Source organism: Cognatishimia sp. F0-27 (genome assembly GCF_020667845.1).
In the GTDB taxonomy this organism is placed as follows: domain Bacteria; phylum Pseudomonadota; class Alphaproteobacteria; order Rhodobacterales; family Rhodobacteraceae; genus JAFMPQ01.
In genome coordinates, this window is sequence record NZ_JAFMPQ010000051.1 from 13,615 (window position 1) to 30,731 (window position 17,117).

Below are 17,117 nucleotides of genomic sequence, written 5' to 3' on the forward strand. Positions count from 1 at the left end.
CAAATATTGAAACTTCGTTTTGCATATTGAAAACTAGAACCCGACTCGCCTATGCTTGTCAACACCAGCGGCGCAGAGCCGACGATGCGCGGCCGATGGAGCCCTTCCATGCACCGTCAGGCTTGGAGGAGAGCCGGATCGGAAGTGCCCGACACAGGCATCCCGCGCCGGGCATGCGGTTTGCGGCCGCGCCGATGGACGAGGCCTGCGATACCGGGCGCGGCGTTTCCGGCGGGCGAATAGGTCCGCGCAAGGCCGGCGGGCGGACAGGTCCGCATAAGAAAGGCCGGGGCAACACCCGGATGGGAGGAGACAGAACGCCATGCGTGCGACGGGCGACGGAACAGTGGGCAAGGCTTTGGAGGTGCTCGATCGCGTGGCCTCTTACGGACGCCCTGTGCGCTTTTCGGAGCTACTGGCCGACTCCCCCTACCCCAAGGCGACCCTCTATCGCTTCCTGCAAACGCTCACCAACCAACAGATGCTGCGCTACGATCCTGACAGGGGAACCTACAGCCCCGGCATGCGCCTCGTCCGGCTCGCCCATGCCGCCTGGGCGCAATCCTCTCTTGCGCCGATTGCGCGCGCTCACGTCGACAGGCTGAGTGCGGAAGTCGGAGAGACCGTTCACCTTGCCCAACTCGATCACGGGCAAGTGCTCTATGTGGACAAGCGCAACGCGCGCCACCCCGTCGAAATGTTCAGCCAGGCTGGCAAGGTCGGACCAGCCTATTGCACCGGCGTCGGCAAGGCGATGCTTGCCTGGCTGGAGCCGGGCGACCTCGACGCGGTGCTGGCGCAGCAAAGCTGGCACCGCTTTACTGACAAGACCCTGACTGACCCCGGCGACTTCAAGCGCGAACTGGCGGCTATCCGCGCCCGCGGCCACGCCTATGACAACGAAGAGCATGAACCGGGCATCATCTGCATCGCCATTCCGATCCTGACCCACGCCATGCGCCCGCTTGGCGCGTTGTCGGTGACCTCAACCACAAGCCGGACCGACCTTGCGGGTCTCGACCGGCTGGCCCCCGCCGTCAAGCAAACCGCACGCGCCATTGCGCAGGATGCGGGCGACTGGGCCTTCCCTGAACTGAAAACCCGCGCTGTGTAAAAGGACGAAATGCCATGACCGGAGTGACGCTCGAGAATGTCGTCAAGAAATATGGCGACGTGCAGGTGATCCACGGAGTCGATCTGCAGATCGAGGATGGGGAATTCTGCGTGTTCGTCGGCCCTTCGGGCTGCGGAAAGTCGACGCTGCTGCGGATGGTTGCCGGGCTGGAGGAAACAACGGGCGGGCGCATGCATATCGGCACCCGCGACGTGACCACGCTCGACCCATCGGATCGCGGCGTGGCAATGGTGTTCCAGACCTATGCGCTCTATCCGCACATGACGGTGAAGGAAAACATGGGGTTCGGGCTCAAGATGAACGGCCATCCCAAGGCCGAGATCGAGGCGAAAGTCGCCGAAGCCAGCCGGATCCTCAAGCTCGATGAGTATCTCAAGCGCAAACCGGCCGCCCTCTCCGGGGGCCAACGCCAGCGCGTGGCCATCGGGCGGGCCATTGTCCGCGGACCGGAGGTGTTCTTGTTCGACGAGCCGCTCTCCAACCTCGATGCGGAGCTGCGCGTTGAAATGCGGGTGGAAATCGCGCGCCTTCACAAGGAAATCGGCGCAACGATGATCTACGTGACACATGATCAGGTCGAAGCCATGACCCTTGCCGACAAGATCGTTGTGCTCAAGGCCGGTCATATCAGCCAGGTCGGCGCACCGATGGAACTCTATCGCAACCCCAACAATCGCTTCGTGGCGGGCTTTATCGGCTCTCCTTCGATGAATTTCCTCTCGGGCACCGTGCGCTCCGGCACGATCGCGCTGCCAGCGCTGAAAACCGACCTGCCGGCGCCACGCGAGGCGCGCGACGGACAGGCTGTGCTTGTGGGTCTGCGGCCCGAACACCTGGCGATCACATCCGGCGACGTGCTTTCCGTGGATCTCACCGAAAGCCTTGGCGGCGTGTCCTATGCTTACCTCCAGGCGGCCAACGGCGAACGTCTGGTGGTCGAGGAACGCGGCGATGACCGTGTCTCGGCCGGTCAGACCGTGTCGATCCGCCACGACCCCGAAAAGGTTTATGTCTTCGACGCCAAGAGCGAAGAACGGTTGCGCTGACCGCGCGGGCCTGTCCGCGCCCCTCCCGCGTTCTGCTACCGGGGCGCAAAAGACCCCGCCGAAACCATCGACCGGCAGGCCTTCGGCGCATCGCGATCCGGCCGCCTCGCTCGCACTGCTCACGCCTGTTGCGCCGCGCCGGCACCGCCTCCGTCTCACGCCCGGCGGATGTGCAGGGCCAGGCCTGCACGGCTTCTCCGTCCGAGCACGCCAATAAAGCCTGCCACGGCCCCGCAAACGGTCCGACACAGGGCCACCGCGCAGCACCCGGGCCGCGCGTCTTGTGCGCCACGACCACCCTAGGGGCAATCGTCACACCCTTTCCCAATCCGGCCCCCCGTCCCGGTTTCTTTGGGCTCGAAATATCCTGGGGGTCAGGGGGCAACGCCCCCTGCGCGCGGAACGCGCCCCAAAAAAAATGTCTTCTCTCGATCACAAGCCCTGCCGAGGTGCCGCCGCAGCCACGCACGCACCCCGCCAGGAACCCGTCTTGAGGCATTCCCGGGCCGGGGATGTCTGGATCACACAGAAGGGCTTTCCATCCGCATCGTTTTGCGCTCATCATGGTGCGTCACGAGGGGAGCTTTCAGAATGAATTGTGTTTTTGTGCAGATCCGCTGCAAACCCGGGACGGCTTATCGGGTGGCCGGGGACATCGCGTTGCGTGAAATCCATTCAGAGCTCTACTCCACCAGTGGCGAATACGACCTGCTGGTGAAAATCTACATCCCCGAGACCGAAGACGTGGGCAAATACATCAATGAAAAGCTTGCCATCATCGAGGGGATCGAACGCACGCTGACGACGCTGACTTTCCGCGCGTTCTGAAGCGGGCTGCACGACCAGGGAGAGAGAACATGACACTGATTAAGACGCTGATGGCCGGGACGGCCATGGCCATGGCCCTCGCGGGGGCGGCTGCCGCCGAAGTGAAGGTCGGCATGATCACAACACTGTCCGGCGGCGGGGCCGGGCTCGGCATCGACGTGCGCGATGGTTTCATGCTGGCGGTGGAGATGTCCGGTCGCGACGATCTCGAGGTGGTGATCGAAGATGATCAGCGCAAACCCGACATCGCGGTGCAGCTTGCCGACAAGATGGTGCAATCGGAAAAAGTCGATGTGCTGACCGGCATCATCTGGTCCAACCTCGCCATGGCGGTGGTGCCGTCCGTCACGGCGCAGGGCAAGTTCTATCTGTCGCCCAACGCAGGCCCCTCGGCGCTGGCCGGACGTGGGTGCCACGAAAACTATTTCAACGTCGCCTGGCAGAATGACAGCCTGCACGAAGGCGGGGGCGCCTATGCCAACGAGGCCGGCTATACCAACAGCTTTATCCTCGCACCCAATTACCCGGCGGGACAGGACGCGCTGACCGGTTACAAGCGGACCTACGAGGGCGATCTCGCAGGCGAAATCTACACCAAGCTCGGTCAGACCGACTACGCCGCCGAAATCGCGCAGATCCGGGCATCCGGCGCGGATTCGGTCTATTTCTTCCTGCCCGGCGGCATGGGCATCTCTTTTCTCAAGCAATATGCAGACAGCGGTGTGGACATCCCGGTGATCGGCCCCGCATTCAGCTTCGATCAGGGCATCCTGCAGGCCGTGGGTGACGCGGCCCTCGGCGTGCGCAACACGTCGCAATGGTCCAAGGATCTCGACAACGCGGCCAATGTGGCTTTCGTTGCGGCCTTCCAGGAGAAATACGACCGCCTGCCGTCGCTCTATGCCAGCCAGGGGTATGACACGGCCAACCTGCTGATCTCGGCCATGGAAATGGCTGATGTTTCGGATCCCGATGCGTTCCGTGCCGCGCTCAAGGCGGCAAACTTCGACTCCACCCGCGGTGAATTCACGTTTGGTCCGAACAATCACCCGATCCACACGATCTACGTGCGCGAGGTGATCAAGGAAGGCGACGTGCTGACCAACAAGATCGTTGGCCCCGCGCTGGTGGCGCATTCCGACGTCTATTCCGTCGATTGCAAGATGTAAGGCGGGTTGGGCGCGGGTCTTGCCCGCGCCCGTCCGACACGGCGTATGGACCTGATCCTTCTGGCCGAGCAGATCCTCAACGGTCTGCAATTCGGCATCATGCTGTTTCTCATGGCCGCGGGGTTGACCCTGATTTTCGGCGTGATGGGGCTCATCAACCTCGCGCATGGCTCGCTCTACATGATCGGCGCCTTCTGCGCGGCGGCCGTGGCCGGTTGGACCGGATCCTTCACGCTCGGGCTGATCGCGGCGCTGGCAGGCGCCGCTGCGGCCGGGGCCTTGATCGAGCTGGTGGTGATCCGGCGGCTTTATGACAAGGATCACCTCGATCAGGTGCTGGCAACCTTTGCGCTGATCCTGATCGCCTCGGAAGGCACGCGGTGGGTTTTTGGCTCCTTTCCACTCTTTCTCGATATTCCCGAGGCCCTGTCCGGCCCGGTGATGCTGCCCGGCGGCATTCAGTATCCGCTTTACCGGCTGGCGCTGATCGGGGCCGGGCTGGGGGTGGCAGCCGGTTTGTTCTTGCTGATCGCGCGGACACGGATCGGTATCCAGATCCGGGCCGGTGAGAACGACCGCGAGATGATCGCGGCGCTCGGGGTCGATATCGACCGGCTCTATACGTTCGTTTTTGCGCTCGGAGCGGCGCTTGCCGGGCTGGCCGGTGCACTTGTCGGCGCAATCCAGTCGGTGCAGGTGGGCATGGGCGAGCCGGTGCTGATCCTTGCTTTCGTGGTGATCGTGATCGGCGGTATCGGATCGATCAAGGGCGCGCTCGTGGGGGCTTTGCTTGTGGGGCTCACGGATACTCTCGGCAAGATTGCCTTGCCGGGATTGTTCGGCCTGTTCCTCGATCCGGCCCAGGCCACGCAAGTCGGGTCCGCCTTGGCCTCCATGGCCATCTACGTCTTGATGGCCATGGTCCTGATATGGCGACCCACGGGGCTCTACGGGGTGCGGGCATGAGCCTGGATCGGACGGATCGGGGGCGCTGCCCCCGTCGCCCAAGGGCGACTCCCCCGGGATATTTCAGGCCCAAAGAAACCTGTCCAGACCATAGGGAGGCCGGGTCATGAGCCGCGAGAGCGTGATCAACTGGATCGTTCTGGCCGGTCTCGTGGCGGTGCCGCTCTGGGCGCATCTGAGCGACGAACCCTTCACCATCACGCTCGCCACGCGCGCGGTGATCCTTGCTCTGGCTGCCGTCGGTTTGAACATCGCACTAGGGATCGGGGGGCTGGTGAGCCTCGGACACGCGGCGTTCTTCGGGATTGGTGGCTACACGATGGGCATTCTCGCCCATCACGCACAAACCTACACACCGGTGATGGAATGGCCGCTTTTGATCGAGGGCACCAAATCGATGCCGGTGATCTGGGGGCTCTCAATCCTGTTCTCGGCGCTGGCGGCGTTCCTGATCGGGCTTTTGTCGCTGCGCACAAGCGGTGTGTATTTCATCATGATCACGCTCGCTTTTGGGCAGATGTTTTACTATTTCGCGATTTCCTGGGCGGAATATGGCGGCGAGGACGGGCTTTCGATCTATGTCCGGAACGGGTTTCCGGGCGTCAATACTCTGGTCCCGATCCAGTTCTACGGGCTTTGCCTTGTGGCCTTGCTGATCGTGCTGGGCTTCAATGCCGCGCTCGCGCGCGCGCCCTTTGGCCTTGCACTGGGGGCGGCCCGGCAGGTGCCCGCGCGGGTGCGGGCGGTGGGGCTCGACCCGTATCGATTGCAGCTTCTGGCGTTCACGCTCTCGGGTGCCATCACCGGGCTGGCCGGTGCGCTTTTTGCTGACCTCAACCGCTTCGTGTCCCCCACGATGTTCTCATGGCAATTGTCGGGAGAGCTTATCGTCTTCATCATCATTGGCGGGGTTGCACGGCTTTTCGGGCCGGTGATCGGCGCGGTGCTGTTCGTGGTGCTGGAGCATTGGCTCGGCGGGTTGTCGGATTATTGGCACATCTATCTTGGTCTGATGCTGCTGGGGATCGTGCTTTTCGGGCGCGGCGGCGTGATCGGCATGGTTGCCGGTCGGGAGCGGTCCCATGACTGAACCGGTGTTGCAGACAAAAGGGCTTTGCAAGGCTTTCGGTGCACTGCGCGCCACGGATAACGTGTCGATCGACCTGCGTCCCGGAGAGATCCATGCCATCATTGGACCCAACGGTGCGGGCAAGACAACGTTGATCGCGCAGATCACCGGCATGCTGGCCCCGGATTCCGGACAGGTCTTTCTGGACGGCGAGGATGTCACCCGCACGCCCCCGCCGACGCGCGCCCGGATGGGCCTTGGGCGCACCTTCCAGATCTCGCAGCTCGCCATGGGCGACACCGTGCTGCAAAACGCCTGTCTCGGGGCCATCGGAGCCACGCAGCGGCAATGGCGGCTGGTGCGTCCCGCGCTGCGCGACCCCGAGCTGCGTGACCGCGCCATGGCCGCCCTCGAACGCGTCGGGCTGAGCGATCAGGCCCGTTCGGTGACAGCCGAGCTCAGCCATGGGCAGCGCCGCCAGCTGGAGGTCGCCGTTGCCCTGACACTTGCGCCGCGGGCCTTTGTCATGGACGAGCCCATGGCCGGTCTTGGTACGGAAGGCTCTGCCCGGCTCACCGCCTTCCTTGACGGGTTGCGACGCGAGGCGCCGATCCTTCTTGTCGAGCATGACATGGACGCGGTCTTTGCGTTGGCAGACCGGATTTCCGTGTTGGTCTACGGTCAGGTGATCGCAACCGGCACGGTGGCGGAGATCCGCGCGGACGACATGGTGAGAGAAGCCTATCTCGGGGAAGAGGCATGAGCGGGCTGTTGTCGCTTGAGAGCGTCACCGCCCGTTATGGGGCGAGTCAGGCTCTCTTTGGGGTCTCCTTCGAGATTGCGGAGGGTGAAGTCGTATCGCTCATGGGGCGCAACGGCATGGGCAAGACCACCACGGTGAAATGCATCTGCCGCATGATCCCGTCGGGAGGCCTCATACGGTTTGCCGGTCAAGACCTCAGCCGCCTGCCATCGCAGAGGGTGGCGCGGCTGGGTGTCGGGCTGGTGCCGGAAGGACGGCGCTGCTTTCGGGACCTGACCGTCCGCGAAAACCTCATCGCCGCCGCGCGCCAAGGCCCTTGGACACTCGAAAGCGTCGCAGCGCTGTTCCCACGCCTGGGTGAACGAAGCGATCAGATCGCGGCCTCGCTGTCGGGCGGGGAGCAGCAGATGCTGGCGATTGGACGGGCCCTCATGGTCAACCCGCGGCTTCTCATCCTTGACGAGGCCACCGAGGGGCTGGCCCCCTTGGTGCGGCAGGAAATCTGGCAGTCCGTAGGCCGGCTGAAACGCGAAACCGGCATGGCGATCCTGATCATCGACAAATCGCTTCGGGAATTGCGCAGCGTGGCAGATCGCGGCGTGATCCTGGCGCGTGGGCGCGATGTCTGGACCGGCCCCATGCATGCCCTCAACGCGGACATCGCAAGCGCCCATCTGGGGGTATAACCGCCGTTCCGAGGCGCACACGCTGGACCGCGGGCTCATGCAGCGCGCTCAGGCGCTACGCGCCTTTTGTGCCGCCATGCCTTCTGCCCTCTGCGCAAAACAGCACGGGCAGCGTTCAGCGATCTGCAACAACCTTTTGCCGTTGTGTGCCCAGACCGTCGATCTCCAGAACCATCTCATCGCCTTCGCGCAGGAAAATAGGGGGGGTGCGGCCCGCCCCGATCCCCGGCGGTGTCCCCGTGGAGATAACGTCGCCGGGCTCCAGCGTAAAGAGCTGGGACAGATGCGCGATGCACTCGGCCACCGTGAAGATCATCGTCCGCGTGTTGCCGCTCTGGCGCTCCACCCCGTTCACCGTGAGCCGCATGCCCAGCGCCTGCACATCCGGGACTTCATCCCGGGTTACCAACCAAGGACCGATCGGACCGAAACTGTCGCAGCTTTTGCCCTTGGTCCATTGTCCGGACAGTGCGGACTGGAAGTGCCGCTCGGTCACATCGTTGATGATGCAGAACCCTGCCACGTGGTTCAGCGCTGTCTCCGGCGTCACGTATTTTGCGCGTGTGCCGATCACGAGTCCGAGTTCGATCTCCCAATCGGTCTTCTCCGACCCGCGCGGCATCACCACGGGATCATTGGGTCCGGAGATCGAGGAATTGGCCTTGAGGAACAGGACGGGATGCTCGGGGATTGCCATGTTCATCTCTTCGGCATGATCGGTATAATTCAGACCGATACAGCAGAACTTGCCGACCTGTCCCACGCAGGGGCCGATCCGGGGCTTGCCCGGCACCGGCGGAAAGGAGTCGGGATCAAGCCGGCGCAGATGGTTCAGCGTGTCGTCGTCAAGCGTCGCGCCGGTGATATCGGGTATCACCGCCGACACGTCGCGCATCACACCGGCCGCATCCAGAATCGCGGGTCTCTCGGAACCCGGGTCGCCATATCTGAGGAGTTTCATCGGCTGTCCTTTTCTCGCTGTCGGGCGGCGGGCCCTCTTCGCGCCTCGCTGTCGGGCGGCGGGCCCTCTTCGCGCCTCGCTGTCGGGCGGCGGGCCCTCTTCGCGCCTTGCGGCGCGCCTCGGAGCATGATCGTGCGACCTGGGGCAGCCGTCAGTGGCTGTCACGGGGCATATGCTTGCGCGCGATGTCGCGGAACCCGTCAGCCCCTTTCAAGACCATGCCACGGTCAAACCGGTCGACACGCTCGCGGAAGATCATTTGCCAAGGCGTCTGATCCTCGGGAATGGCATAGCCGCCCGCGGCCAGAAGATCCCGCGCCCGCTGCTGGAGTTCTTCGGCATCCACGAGCATATCGGCGGTGCACTGGCGCAGATCGATCCGCACCCTGTCTCCCGTCCTGAGCAGGGCAAGACCGCCGCCATCCGCCGCTTCCGGGGAGGCATTGAGGATCGAAGGAGAGCCGGATGTGCCTGATTGCCGCCCGTCGCCCACGCAGGGCAGGCTCTCCACGCCCTGCTTGAGCAGGTATGCGGGCGGGCGCATGTTCACGACCTCCGCGCCGCCGGGATAGCCCTTGGGGCCGGCGCCCCGCATGAACAGGATGCAGTCCGCGTCGATCTTCTCGGCCGGATCATCGATGCGCGCGTGAAAATCCTCCGGTCCGTCAAAGACGACCGCGCGGCCTTCGAAAGCATCCGGATCGTCCGGATTCGACAGATACCGCGCGCGGAAGCTTTCCGAGATCACCGAGGTTTTCATCAGAGCGCTGTCGAAGAGGTTCCCCTTGAGGTTGATGAACCCGGCTGCCGACATGATCGGGTCCGACAGCGGTTTGATGACACGTGGGTCTGCGGACCGTTCCGTTCCACAATTCTCGCCCATCGTCGCGCCATTGGCGGTGATCACGTCGGGATGCGGCAACCGTCCTCCGGCCATGAGTTCGCCCACGACTGCCGGAACGCCGCCCGCGTGCTGGTAATCCTCGCCGAGATAGGCGCCCGCGGGCTGGAGATTGACGAGGAGCGGCACGTCATGACCAAGCCGCTGCCAGTCATCGTTATCCAGCGGCACACCCAGATGGCGCGCGATCCCGTTGAGATGGATCGGCGCGTTGGTCGAGCCGCCAATGGCAGAATTGACCACGATGGCGTTTTCAAAGGCGCCCCGGGTCATGATGTCCGAAGGGCGCAAATCTTCCCAGACCATCTCCACGATGCGCTTGCCCGTGGCATAAGCCATTTGCCCGCGCTCACGGTAGGGCGCAGGGATTGCCGCGGAGCCGGGCAACTGCATCCCCAAAGCCTCTGCAAGGCTGTTCATCGTGGTCGCCGTGCCCATGGTGTTGCAATACCCCACGGATGGCGCGGAGGAGGCGACCAATTCGAAAAACTCATCGTCGTTGATCTGACCTGCGGCGTGCAGTTCGCGCGCCTTCCAGACGATGGTGCCAGATCCGGTGCGCTCTCCCTGAAACCAGCCGTTGAGCATGGGCCCCACGGAAAAGGCGATTGCCGGGATATTGACGGTGGCCGCCGCCATCAGCAGTGCCGGGGTCGTCTTGTCACAACCGATGGTGAGCACAACCCCGTCCAGAGGATAGCCGTGCAAAGTCTCCACGAGGCTGAGATAGGCCAGATTGCGGTCCAGCGATGCGGTGGGCCGTTTGCCTGTCTCCTGGATCGGATGTACCGGCACCTCGATCGCCGTGCCTCCTGCTGCGGTGATCCCGTCACGCACCCGCTTGGCCAGCTCGAGGTGATGGCGATTGCACGGGCTGAGGTCGCTGCCGGTCTGGGCAATCGCGATGATCGGCTTGCCCGATTGCAGCTCCTCGCGCGTCAGTCCGTAATTGAGATAGCGTTCAAGATAGAGCGCGGTCATCTCCGGGTTGTCCGGGTTCATGAACCACTGGCGGGAGCGCAGCTCCTCTTTGGCAATCCTGGCAGCCACGGCGCAATCCTTTCGGGGCATTCTGGGTCACTCGATCAATATGTCGGCGCTAACAAAATGGAAAGACCCGGTATTGAACCGACGCCCGCGTTCAATGGCCAGAGCGGCCACCAACGCTTGTCCGAACCTTGCGGGAGCGCTTCGCGGCGCACCCCCCACCGGCAGGATGCACGCATCCACCTTTCCTGCAACAGATCGAAATAAACCCGGCGTTCCCCTGCCTAGATCGATCACGAGCGCCTTTCTGAGGGCAAACCGTCAAAACAGGCGACCAGCGCCTTGTTCCTGGCGGCGTCCTTTTGATGCGCCGCCCCTGTCACAAGAACGCGTGACCACGCCGACCAAGAACACCGCCCTCGTTCTTCGCAGGACGGCGCGCCGGTCCAGTGCGCAACTGTGGACGAAGCTGGCATCTCCCGCCTCGGTCGACCGCCGCTGGCATCATCGAGGAGCCCTGTTTGCCCCAGTCCGGCAACGACCAGAGGCTGATCGAGAGCGCGATTTGCCGTTGCCCGCCGACCTCAACGCCACGACCCTGCTCCTGCGCGCCTCGGACCGCGCCCCCGGTCGGACAGTCCGCCCGCCAGCGAGGCCGGCACTGCGCAACCGACACCCTGTCGAGACCGGTTTCGCGGTTTCTTTGGGCCTCAAATATCCTCGGGGGGCTTTGGCTTGCCAAAGCGGGGGCAGACAGCCCCCTCCCCCAGGCAACGCGCGCGCGACCGTCGGCGCGGTCGTGTCAGTCCTCCAGACGCAGCCCGCTTTGCGCGTCGAAGAGATGCGCCGCCCCTGGCGTGATCGCCAGCCGCATATGCGGCCGTTCAGACGTGGTATGTACGCCGGCAAGGCTTGCGGTGAAAGGCATTCCGCCAGATAGCCTGCCATGCAGCAGCGTGTTGGCACCAAGCGGCTCGGCGAGCGCCACGTCGAACGGAAGGGGCCCGTCCGCCTGTGGCGTCACATGTTCCGGGCGGATACCCAGCTTGATCGGGCCGTCCTTGGCCGCGGTCTCAAAAAGCGTGATATCGCCGAGGCAGACCATGCCGTTGCGGATCTCCGCGTCGAACACGTTCATTGCCGGTGAGCCGATGAACTGCGCTGCAAACAGTGTGCGCGGGCGCTCGTACACATCCAGCGGCGTGCCGATCTGCTCCGCCACACCGCCATTCATTACGATCATCCGGTCCGCCATGGTCATCGCCTCGACCTGATCGTGGGTCACGTAGAGCGCGGTGATCCCGAGCTTGGATTGCAGCTCCTTGATCTCCAGCCGCATCTGCACCCGCAGCTTCGCATCGAGGTTCGACAGCGGCTCGTCAAAAAGAAAAACGGCCGGTTCGCGCACGATGGCCCGCCCCATGGCCACCCGCTGACGCTGCCCGCCCGACAGCTCGCGCGGCTTGCGATCCAGCAGCGCTTCGAGCTGCAGCAGGCGTGCGGCCTCCTGGACCTTCGCCGCGATCTCGGCTTTTGGCAAACCCGCGATCTTGAGCCCATAGCCCATGTTCTGCGAGACAGACATATGCGGATAGAGCGCGTAGTTTTGGAACACCATCGCAATGTCGCGGTCCATCGGCTCAAGCTCATTGGCGACCGTGTCCCCGATCAGCACCTCTCCTGCGGAGACCGTCTCCAGCCCGGCCACCATGCGCAGTAGCGTGGACTTGCCACAGCCGGACGGGCCGACAATCACGATGAATTCGCCATCTTCGATGTGGCAATTGATACCGTGGATCACATCGGTGGATCCGAACGATTTCTTGAGATCCTTGAGAGTGACAGTCGCCATTTATTTCTCGCTATCGACAAGGCCGCGGACAAAGAGCTTCTGCATCGACACCACCACGATCACCGGCGGGATCATCGCAAGGATGGAGGTCGCCATGATGGTGGGCCAATGGGCAAAGTCATCGCCGGAGGGGAACATCTGCTTGATCCCCATGACGATGGTGTTCATCTCGGGGTCGGTGGTGATCAGGAGCGGCCAGAGATACTGGTTCCAGCCGTAGATGAAGAGGATGACAAAGAGCGCGGCGACATTCGTGCGGCTCATCGGCACGACGATATCCCAGAAAAACCGCATCGGGCGTGCGCCGTCGACGCGCGCGGCTTCGGCCAGCTCATCCGGGATCGTCAGGAAAAACTGCCGGAACAAGAATGTCGCCGTGGCCGATGCGATCAGCGGAAGGATCAGGCCCTGGTAGGAATTGAGCATCCCAAATCCTGCAACCACCTCGAAAGTCGGCACGATCCGCACCTCGACCGGCAACATCAGCGTGATGAAGATCGCCCAGAAGAAAAATTGCCGACCGGGGAACTTGAAGTAGACAATCGCGAAGGCCGAGAGCAGCGAAATGATGATCTTGCCCACGGCAATGCCCACGGCCATGATCAACGAATTCATCAACATCGTCGCCACGGGCACATTCACACCCGAGAGCAGAGCATTCTTGTAATTCGTCCAGAGCTGATCTCCGGGCCAGATCGGCATCGGCGGACGGATGATGTCCGCCTGCGTTACCGTGGAGGCAACAAATGCCAGCCAGATCGGGAAGAAAATGATCAACACCCCGATGATCATGCCCACATGCGTGAGCCACAGACCGGCCCCGCGTTTTTCAACCATGCCGTGCCGTTCAGCCATGGGCGCGCCCTCCGGAGAATGGATTGAGGGGGGCGACGCGGGCATGGGCGACGCGATCCCCGCCGCATGTCCGACACGCGCGACACATCAGCATCCTGCAAACAACCATCAGTAATGCACCCGTTTCTCGATGAACTTGAACTGCAGAACCGTCAGCAAGCCGACAACGACCAGCAGGATCACCGACTGTGCCGCGCTCGACCCGAGATCCTGCCCCACGAACCCGTCAGAGTAGACCTTGTAGACAAGGATTGTCGTCGCCTGTTGCGGCCCGCCCGAGGTGATCGTGTGGATCACGCCGAAGGTTTCGAAAAAGGCATAGACGATGTTCACCACCAGCAGGAAGAAGGTGGTTGGCGACAACAGCGGCAGGACGATCGTGAAGAACCGCCGCCAGAACCGCGCCCCGTCAATCGCTGCCGCCTCGATCACCGATTTCGGTACAGCTTGCAGGGCCGCGAAAAAGAACAGGAAATTGTAGCTGATCCGGCCCCAGGAAGAGGCGACCACAACCAGTCCCATCGCCTCTGCATCGTTGAGAACATGGTTCCAGTCATAGCCAAGCTGGCCAAGATACCACGACACCACGCCGACGCGGGTGTTGAACATGAACAACCAAAGCACCCCCGCCACCGCGGGAGCCACCGCGTAGGGCCAGATGAGCAAGGTCCGATAAGTCCCGGAGCCTTTGATCAACCGGTCCGCCAGCACCGCCAGAAACAGCGCCAGGATCATCGAGCACAACGTCACCAGGGTCGAGAACACCGCCGTTGTCACAAAGCTCGCGCGGTAGAACGGGTCGCTCAACAGGTATTCGAAATTGCCCAGGCCCACATATTGCATCGACAGGCCAAACGGGTCCGGGATGAACAGCGATTGCCAAACCGCCTGCCCTGCCGGATAGAAAAAGAAAATCGCCGAGATCAGCACCTGAGGTGCAATCAGCAGGATCGGTAGGGTCCAGCCTTTGAACGTAACGCGCTTTTCCATCGGATGCTCTGCCTTGTGGTCCTGAAGGGTCTCGATCCACCGCGTCCGTTCGCGGTCGCGACCCCGAAAAGCCGCCCGCCAAAAAGGAAGCAGCGGACCGTCGGGGCCGCTTCGCCGCATCCAAACGGCCCGGCGGCACTGGAAACGGGAGTGAGGCGGGCCGCAGCCCGCCTCAAGGTCACAGCAACGCCAGGCGCTTAGCGGCTGGCTTGCTCAAAGCGGCGCAGCAGCGCATCACCGCGCTCCTTGGCGCTGTCGAGCGCTTCCTGGGCGGTCTTGTCACCGGCCCAGACCCCCTCGAGCTCTTCGTCGATGATACCGCGGATCTGGTCGAAGTTGCCCAAACGCAGGCCCTTGGAATTCTCCGTAGGCTCCTTCGCGGTCATCTGGATGACGGCCACATCGGTGCCGGGGTTCTCGTCGTAGAAGCCTGCCGCGCGCGTGGCTTCCCCGGCCTCGGTCGTGATCGGCAGGTACCCCGTGTCCTGATGCCACTGCGCCTGCACGTCAGAGGAGCTGAGGAAGTTCAGGAATGCCGCAACCGCTTTGTATTCTTCGTCGGAATGGCCCTCCATGACCCAGAGCGACGCGCCGCCGATGATGGTGTTCTGAGGCGCGTTGCCCACACCTTCCCAGTAGGGCAGCGGACGCACGTCGAAGTCGAATTCCGCTTCCGCCTTGATCCCAGCATAACCCGCCGAGCTTTCCGTGAAGAGCGCACATTCACCGGACCGGAAATTCGCACCGCCTTCGTTGCGGCGACCGGTATAGATGAACTTTCCTTCCTGCGCCCATTCACCCATCTTCGAGATATGCGCGACCTGCGCCTCGCCGTTGAGCATCAGCTCGGTATCGGTGCCGCCGAAACCGTTGGCTTGCGACGCGAAGGGCACGTCATGATAGGCGGAGAAGTTCTCGAGATGAATCCAGCTCTGCCAGGCCGTGACAAGCGGGCATTCTTCCCCGGCTTCCGCGAGCTGATCGAGCGCCATTTCGACATTCTGCCAGGTGGACAGATCCATGTCGGGGTCAAGGCCCGCGCCCTCGAAGCGGTCGCGGTTGACCCAAAGCACCGGTGTGGAGGAGTTGAACGGGAGCGAAAGCATCTGTCCGTCCGGCGTGGTGTAATACCCTTTCACCGAACCGATATAGGCATCTTGATCGAATTCCGCGCCGGCATCGGCCATGACCTCATAGACCGGCTTGATTGCACCCTGCGCGCCCATCATGGTTGCCGTGCCAACTTCGAAAACCATCAGGATTTCGGGCTGCTCACCGGCGCGGAAAGCCGCGATACCGGCATTCAACGTCTCGGAATAGTTGCCCTTGTGAGCCTGGGTGACCGAATACTCGGACTGGCTTGCGTTGAATTGTTCGACCTGTGCGGCCACCAACTCGCCGAGGCGCCCGGTAAAGGCGTGCCAGAATTCGATTTCGGTCTGTGCGCTGGACGCGATGGGCGTCAGCACAGTTGTCGCGGCGGCAAGTGCGCCGAGTGTCAGCTTGGTCACGATAGTCTCCCCTGGCGCGATGAATGCGCCTGTTGTGATAAACAAAACGGGTGCCGTGATCTGATGCCCGTACGCCCCGTTTCTAGGCAAGGGTGGCACCGCTCCACGCATAATTCAAGAGTATTTAGTATGACGTTTTTATAACAGCTTGTTATGCTCCAATCATGCGATAAGATGCGCGCGCGGCACCTGTCGTTCCGACCCCGCCCTTGCCCCGCAACATGACATGCCCATCTTCCCACGATGAAATCTCCACTCAGATTGCGCCAGCTCGAAGCGCTCAAGGCTGTCGCGGACCACGGGTCCATGACCCGCGCCGCCTCCGAGCTTGGCATCACGCAACCGGCGGTCAGCCGGCTCTTGTCGGATCTGGGCGACGAGCTTGGATTTGCCCTGCTCGACAGGCGCGACGGACGGTTGGTTCCCTCGCAGGAAGCGCGCTATCTCCTCCCGGATATTCAGCGTATCCTCGACATGATGGCCCGCCTGAGCGAGACCAGCCGCGCGATCACCGAAAAACGTGCAGGCCATATCCGCATTGCTTGCCTGCCCGGATTTGCCACATCGCATCTGCCCTCGGTGGTGGCCGATTTTCTCCGGCACCGGCCCGGCGTCTCGGTGACAATCGAACCGGACCGACCGGAGCGGATTCTCGAATGGATGATCGGAGAGGACTACGATTTCGGGATCACCGATAGCTTCGAGGGACACCCCGCCGTCGACAGCCAGCGCGTGGATATCCGCTCGGTCTGTATCTTCCCGGAAGGCCACTGGCTTGCGGACCGCGAAACCGTTGGCCCTTCCGATCTTGCGGGCGAACCGATCATCCACACCCGCCGCGACAGCGGTTTCTTCAAGGCGCTGTCGGATGCGTTTCTCACGGAACGTGTCGCATTGACGAGCCGCATTGAAACCCGCCAATTCACTGCCGCCTGCGAACTGGTTCTGCGCGGCTTGGGCGTGAGCGTGATATCTGAGCTCGATGCAGCGCAATACGCAAGCCGGGGACTTCAGAGCCGCCCGTTCCGGCCCCGCATTCCACACCAGCTTTCGCTGGTGCGGCCAATCCTGAAACCGGCCTCGATGATCACGCTCGACTTCATAGAGAGCTTTGCTGCGAGCCTAGCACCGTTCCGGCAGGACTAAACCGCGTGGCGTGCGACCGGGCGGCCACCAGATGTGGTGCGACATACCGGCGAGCGTGGCGGATGAGGCGGCGCAACCGGTGGTCACTCAAGAAACCGCTGCCCCCAAAGACGCGGCAGGGATTGCGGCGGGCGGATACTCTCTTGCGGCGCGGAATGAGGCCGTTGGGCGAGACCGAAACGGCCATGCACAATCCATGCACAACGCATGCACATTCCATGCGCATGCGCGATGCGGGAGCCGTTGGCACCG

The 17,117-nt window shown here is 62.9% G+C and carries 15 protein-coding genes; 9 read left to right on the forward strand and 6 right to left on the reverse strand.

The genetic code is table 11. The features are described from left to right. Positions 1–322 precede the first annotated feature (322 nt). From J1C49_RS19765 to J1C49_RS19800, 8 genes are all read left to right on the forward strand, one after another. On the forward strand, positions 323–1,114 hold the full coding sequence (locus J1C49_RS19765) for an IclR family transcriptional regulator (protein WP_227447565.1): 792 nt from the start codon (positions 323–325) through the stop codon (positions 1,112–1,114). Between the two features lie 14 nt (positions 1,115–1,128). After that, positions 1,129–2,181, forward strand: coding sequence for an ABC transporter ATP-binding protein (locus tag J1C49_RS19770; protein WP_227447566.1), 1,053 nt, complete (start codon positions 1,129–1,131; stop codon positions 2,179–2,181). Between the two features lie 591 nt (positions 2,182–2,772). Further along, positions 2,773–3,009: an Lrp/AsnC family transcriptional regulator gene (locus J1C49_RS19775; protein WP_227447567.1), complete on the forward strand. Its 237-nt coding sequence runs from the start codon at positions 2,773–2,775 to the stop codon at positions 3,007–3,009. 29 nt (positions 3,010–3,038) lie between these two features. After that, positions 3,039–4,178: an ABC transporter substrate-binding protein gene (locus J1C49_RS19780; protein ID WP_227447568.1), complete on the forward strand. Its 1,140-nt coding sequence runs from the start codon at positions 3,039–3,041 to the stop codon at positions 4,176–4,178. A 45-nt stretch (positions 4,179–4,223) separates the two neighbouring features. Then, positions 4,224–5,144, forward strand: a complete 921-nt coding sequence (locus tag J1C49_RS19785) for a branched-chain amino acid ABC transporter permease (RefSeq protein WP_227447569.1) — start codon at positions 4,224–4,226, stop codon at positions 5,142–5,144. A 106-nt stretch (positions 5,145–5,250) separates the two neighbouring features. Next, complete coding sequence (locus tag J1C49_RS19790) at positions 5,251–6,234, forward strand: branched-chain amino acid ABC transporter permease (RefSeq protein WP_227447570.1); 984 nt, start codon at positions 5,251–5,253, stop codon at positions 6,232–6,234. Beyond that, on the forward strand, positions 6,227–6,976 hold the full coding sequence (locus tag J1C49_RS19795) for an ABC transporter ATP-binding protein (RefSeq protein ID WP_227447571.1): 750 nt from the start codon (positions 6,227–6,229) through the stop codon (positions 6,974–6,976). The genes J1C49_RS19790 and J1C49_RS19795 overlap by 8 nt, the downstream gene beginning before the upstream one ends. After that, on the forward strand, positions 6,973–7,662 hold the full coding sequence (locus J1C49_RS19800) for an ABC transporter ATP-binding protein (RefSeq protein ID WP_227447572.1): 690 nt from the start codon (positions 6,973–6,975) through the stop codon (positions 7,660–7,662). Before J1C49_RS19795 ends, J1C49_RS19800 begins: the two co-directional genes overlap by 4 nt. Before the next feature lie 115 nt (positions 7,663–7,777). On the opposite strand, the gene J1C49_RS19805 is transcribed toward J1C49_RS19800, so the two are convergent. From J1C49_RS19805 to ugpB, 6 genes are all read right to left on the reverse strand, one after another. After that, positions 7,778–8,623, reverse strand: a complete 846-nt coding sequence (locus tag J1C49_RS19805) for a fumarylacetoacetate hydrolase family protein (RefSeq protein ID WP_227447573.1) — start codon at positions 8,621–8,623, stop codon at positions 7,778–7,780. A 151-nt stretch (positions 8,624–8,774) separates the two neighbouring features. Beyond that, positions 8,775–10,574 (reverse strand): IlvD/Edd family dehydratase, encoded by a 1,800-nt coding sequence (locus J1C49_RS19810; RefSeq protein ID WP_227447574.1) that lies wholly within the window; start codon positions 10,572–10,574, stop codon positions 8,775–8,777. Positions 10,575–11,313: 739 nt separating this feature from the next. After that, positions 11,314–12,363 (reverse strand): sn-glycerol-3-phosphate ABC transporter ATP-binding protein UgpC, encoded by a 1,050-nt coding sequence (ugpC, locus tag J1C49_RS19815; protein ID WP_227447575.1) that lies wholly within the window; start codon positions 12,361–12,363, stop codon positions 11,314–11,316. After that, positions 12,364–13,200 (reverse strand): sn-glycerol-3-phosphate ABC transporter permease UgpE, encoded by an 837-nt coding sequence (gene ugpE, locus J1C49_RS19820; protein WP_227447579.1) that lies wholly within the window; start codon positions 13,198–13,200, stop codon positions 12,364–12,366. 126 nt (positions 13,201–13,326) lie between these two features. Further along, entirely contained in the window at positions 13,327–14,208 is an 882-nt protein-coding gene (gene ugpA, locus J1C49_RS19825; RefSeq protein WP_227447576.1) for a sn-glycerol-3-phosphate ABC transporter permease UgpA, read from the reverse strand. Between the two features lie 197 nt (positions 14,209–14,405). Beyond that, positions 14,406–15,719 carry a sn-glycerol-3-phosphate ABC transporter substrate-binding protein UgpB gene (gene ugpB, locus J1C49_RS19830; RefSeq protein WP_227447577.1) on the reverse strand — a complete coding sequence of 438 codons (1,314 nt, stop codon included), beginning with the start codon at positions 15,717–15,719 and terminating at the stop codon, positions 14,406–14,408. Between the two features lie 243 nt (positions 15,720–15,962). Here ugpB and J1C49_RS19835 point away from each other — a divergent pair, with 243 nt between their 5' ends. After that, positions 15,963–16,865: a LysR substrate-binding domain-containing protein gene (locus J1C49_RS19835; protein ID WP_227447578.1), complete on the forward strand. Its 903-nt coding sequence runs from the start codon at positions 15,963–15,965 to the stop codon at positions 16,863–16,865. Positions 16,866–17,117: the final 252 nt, after the last annotated feature.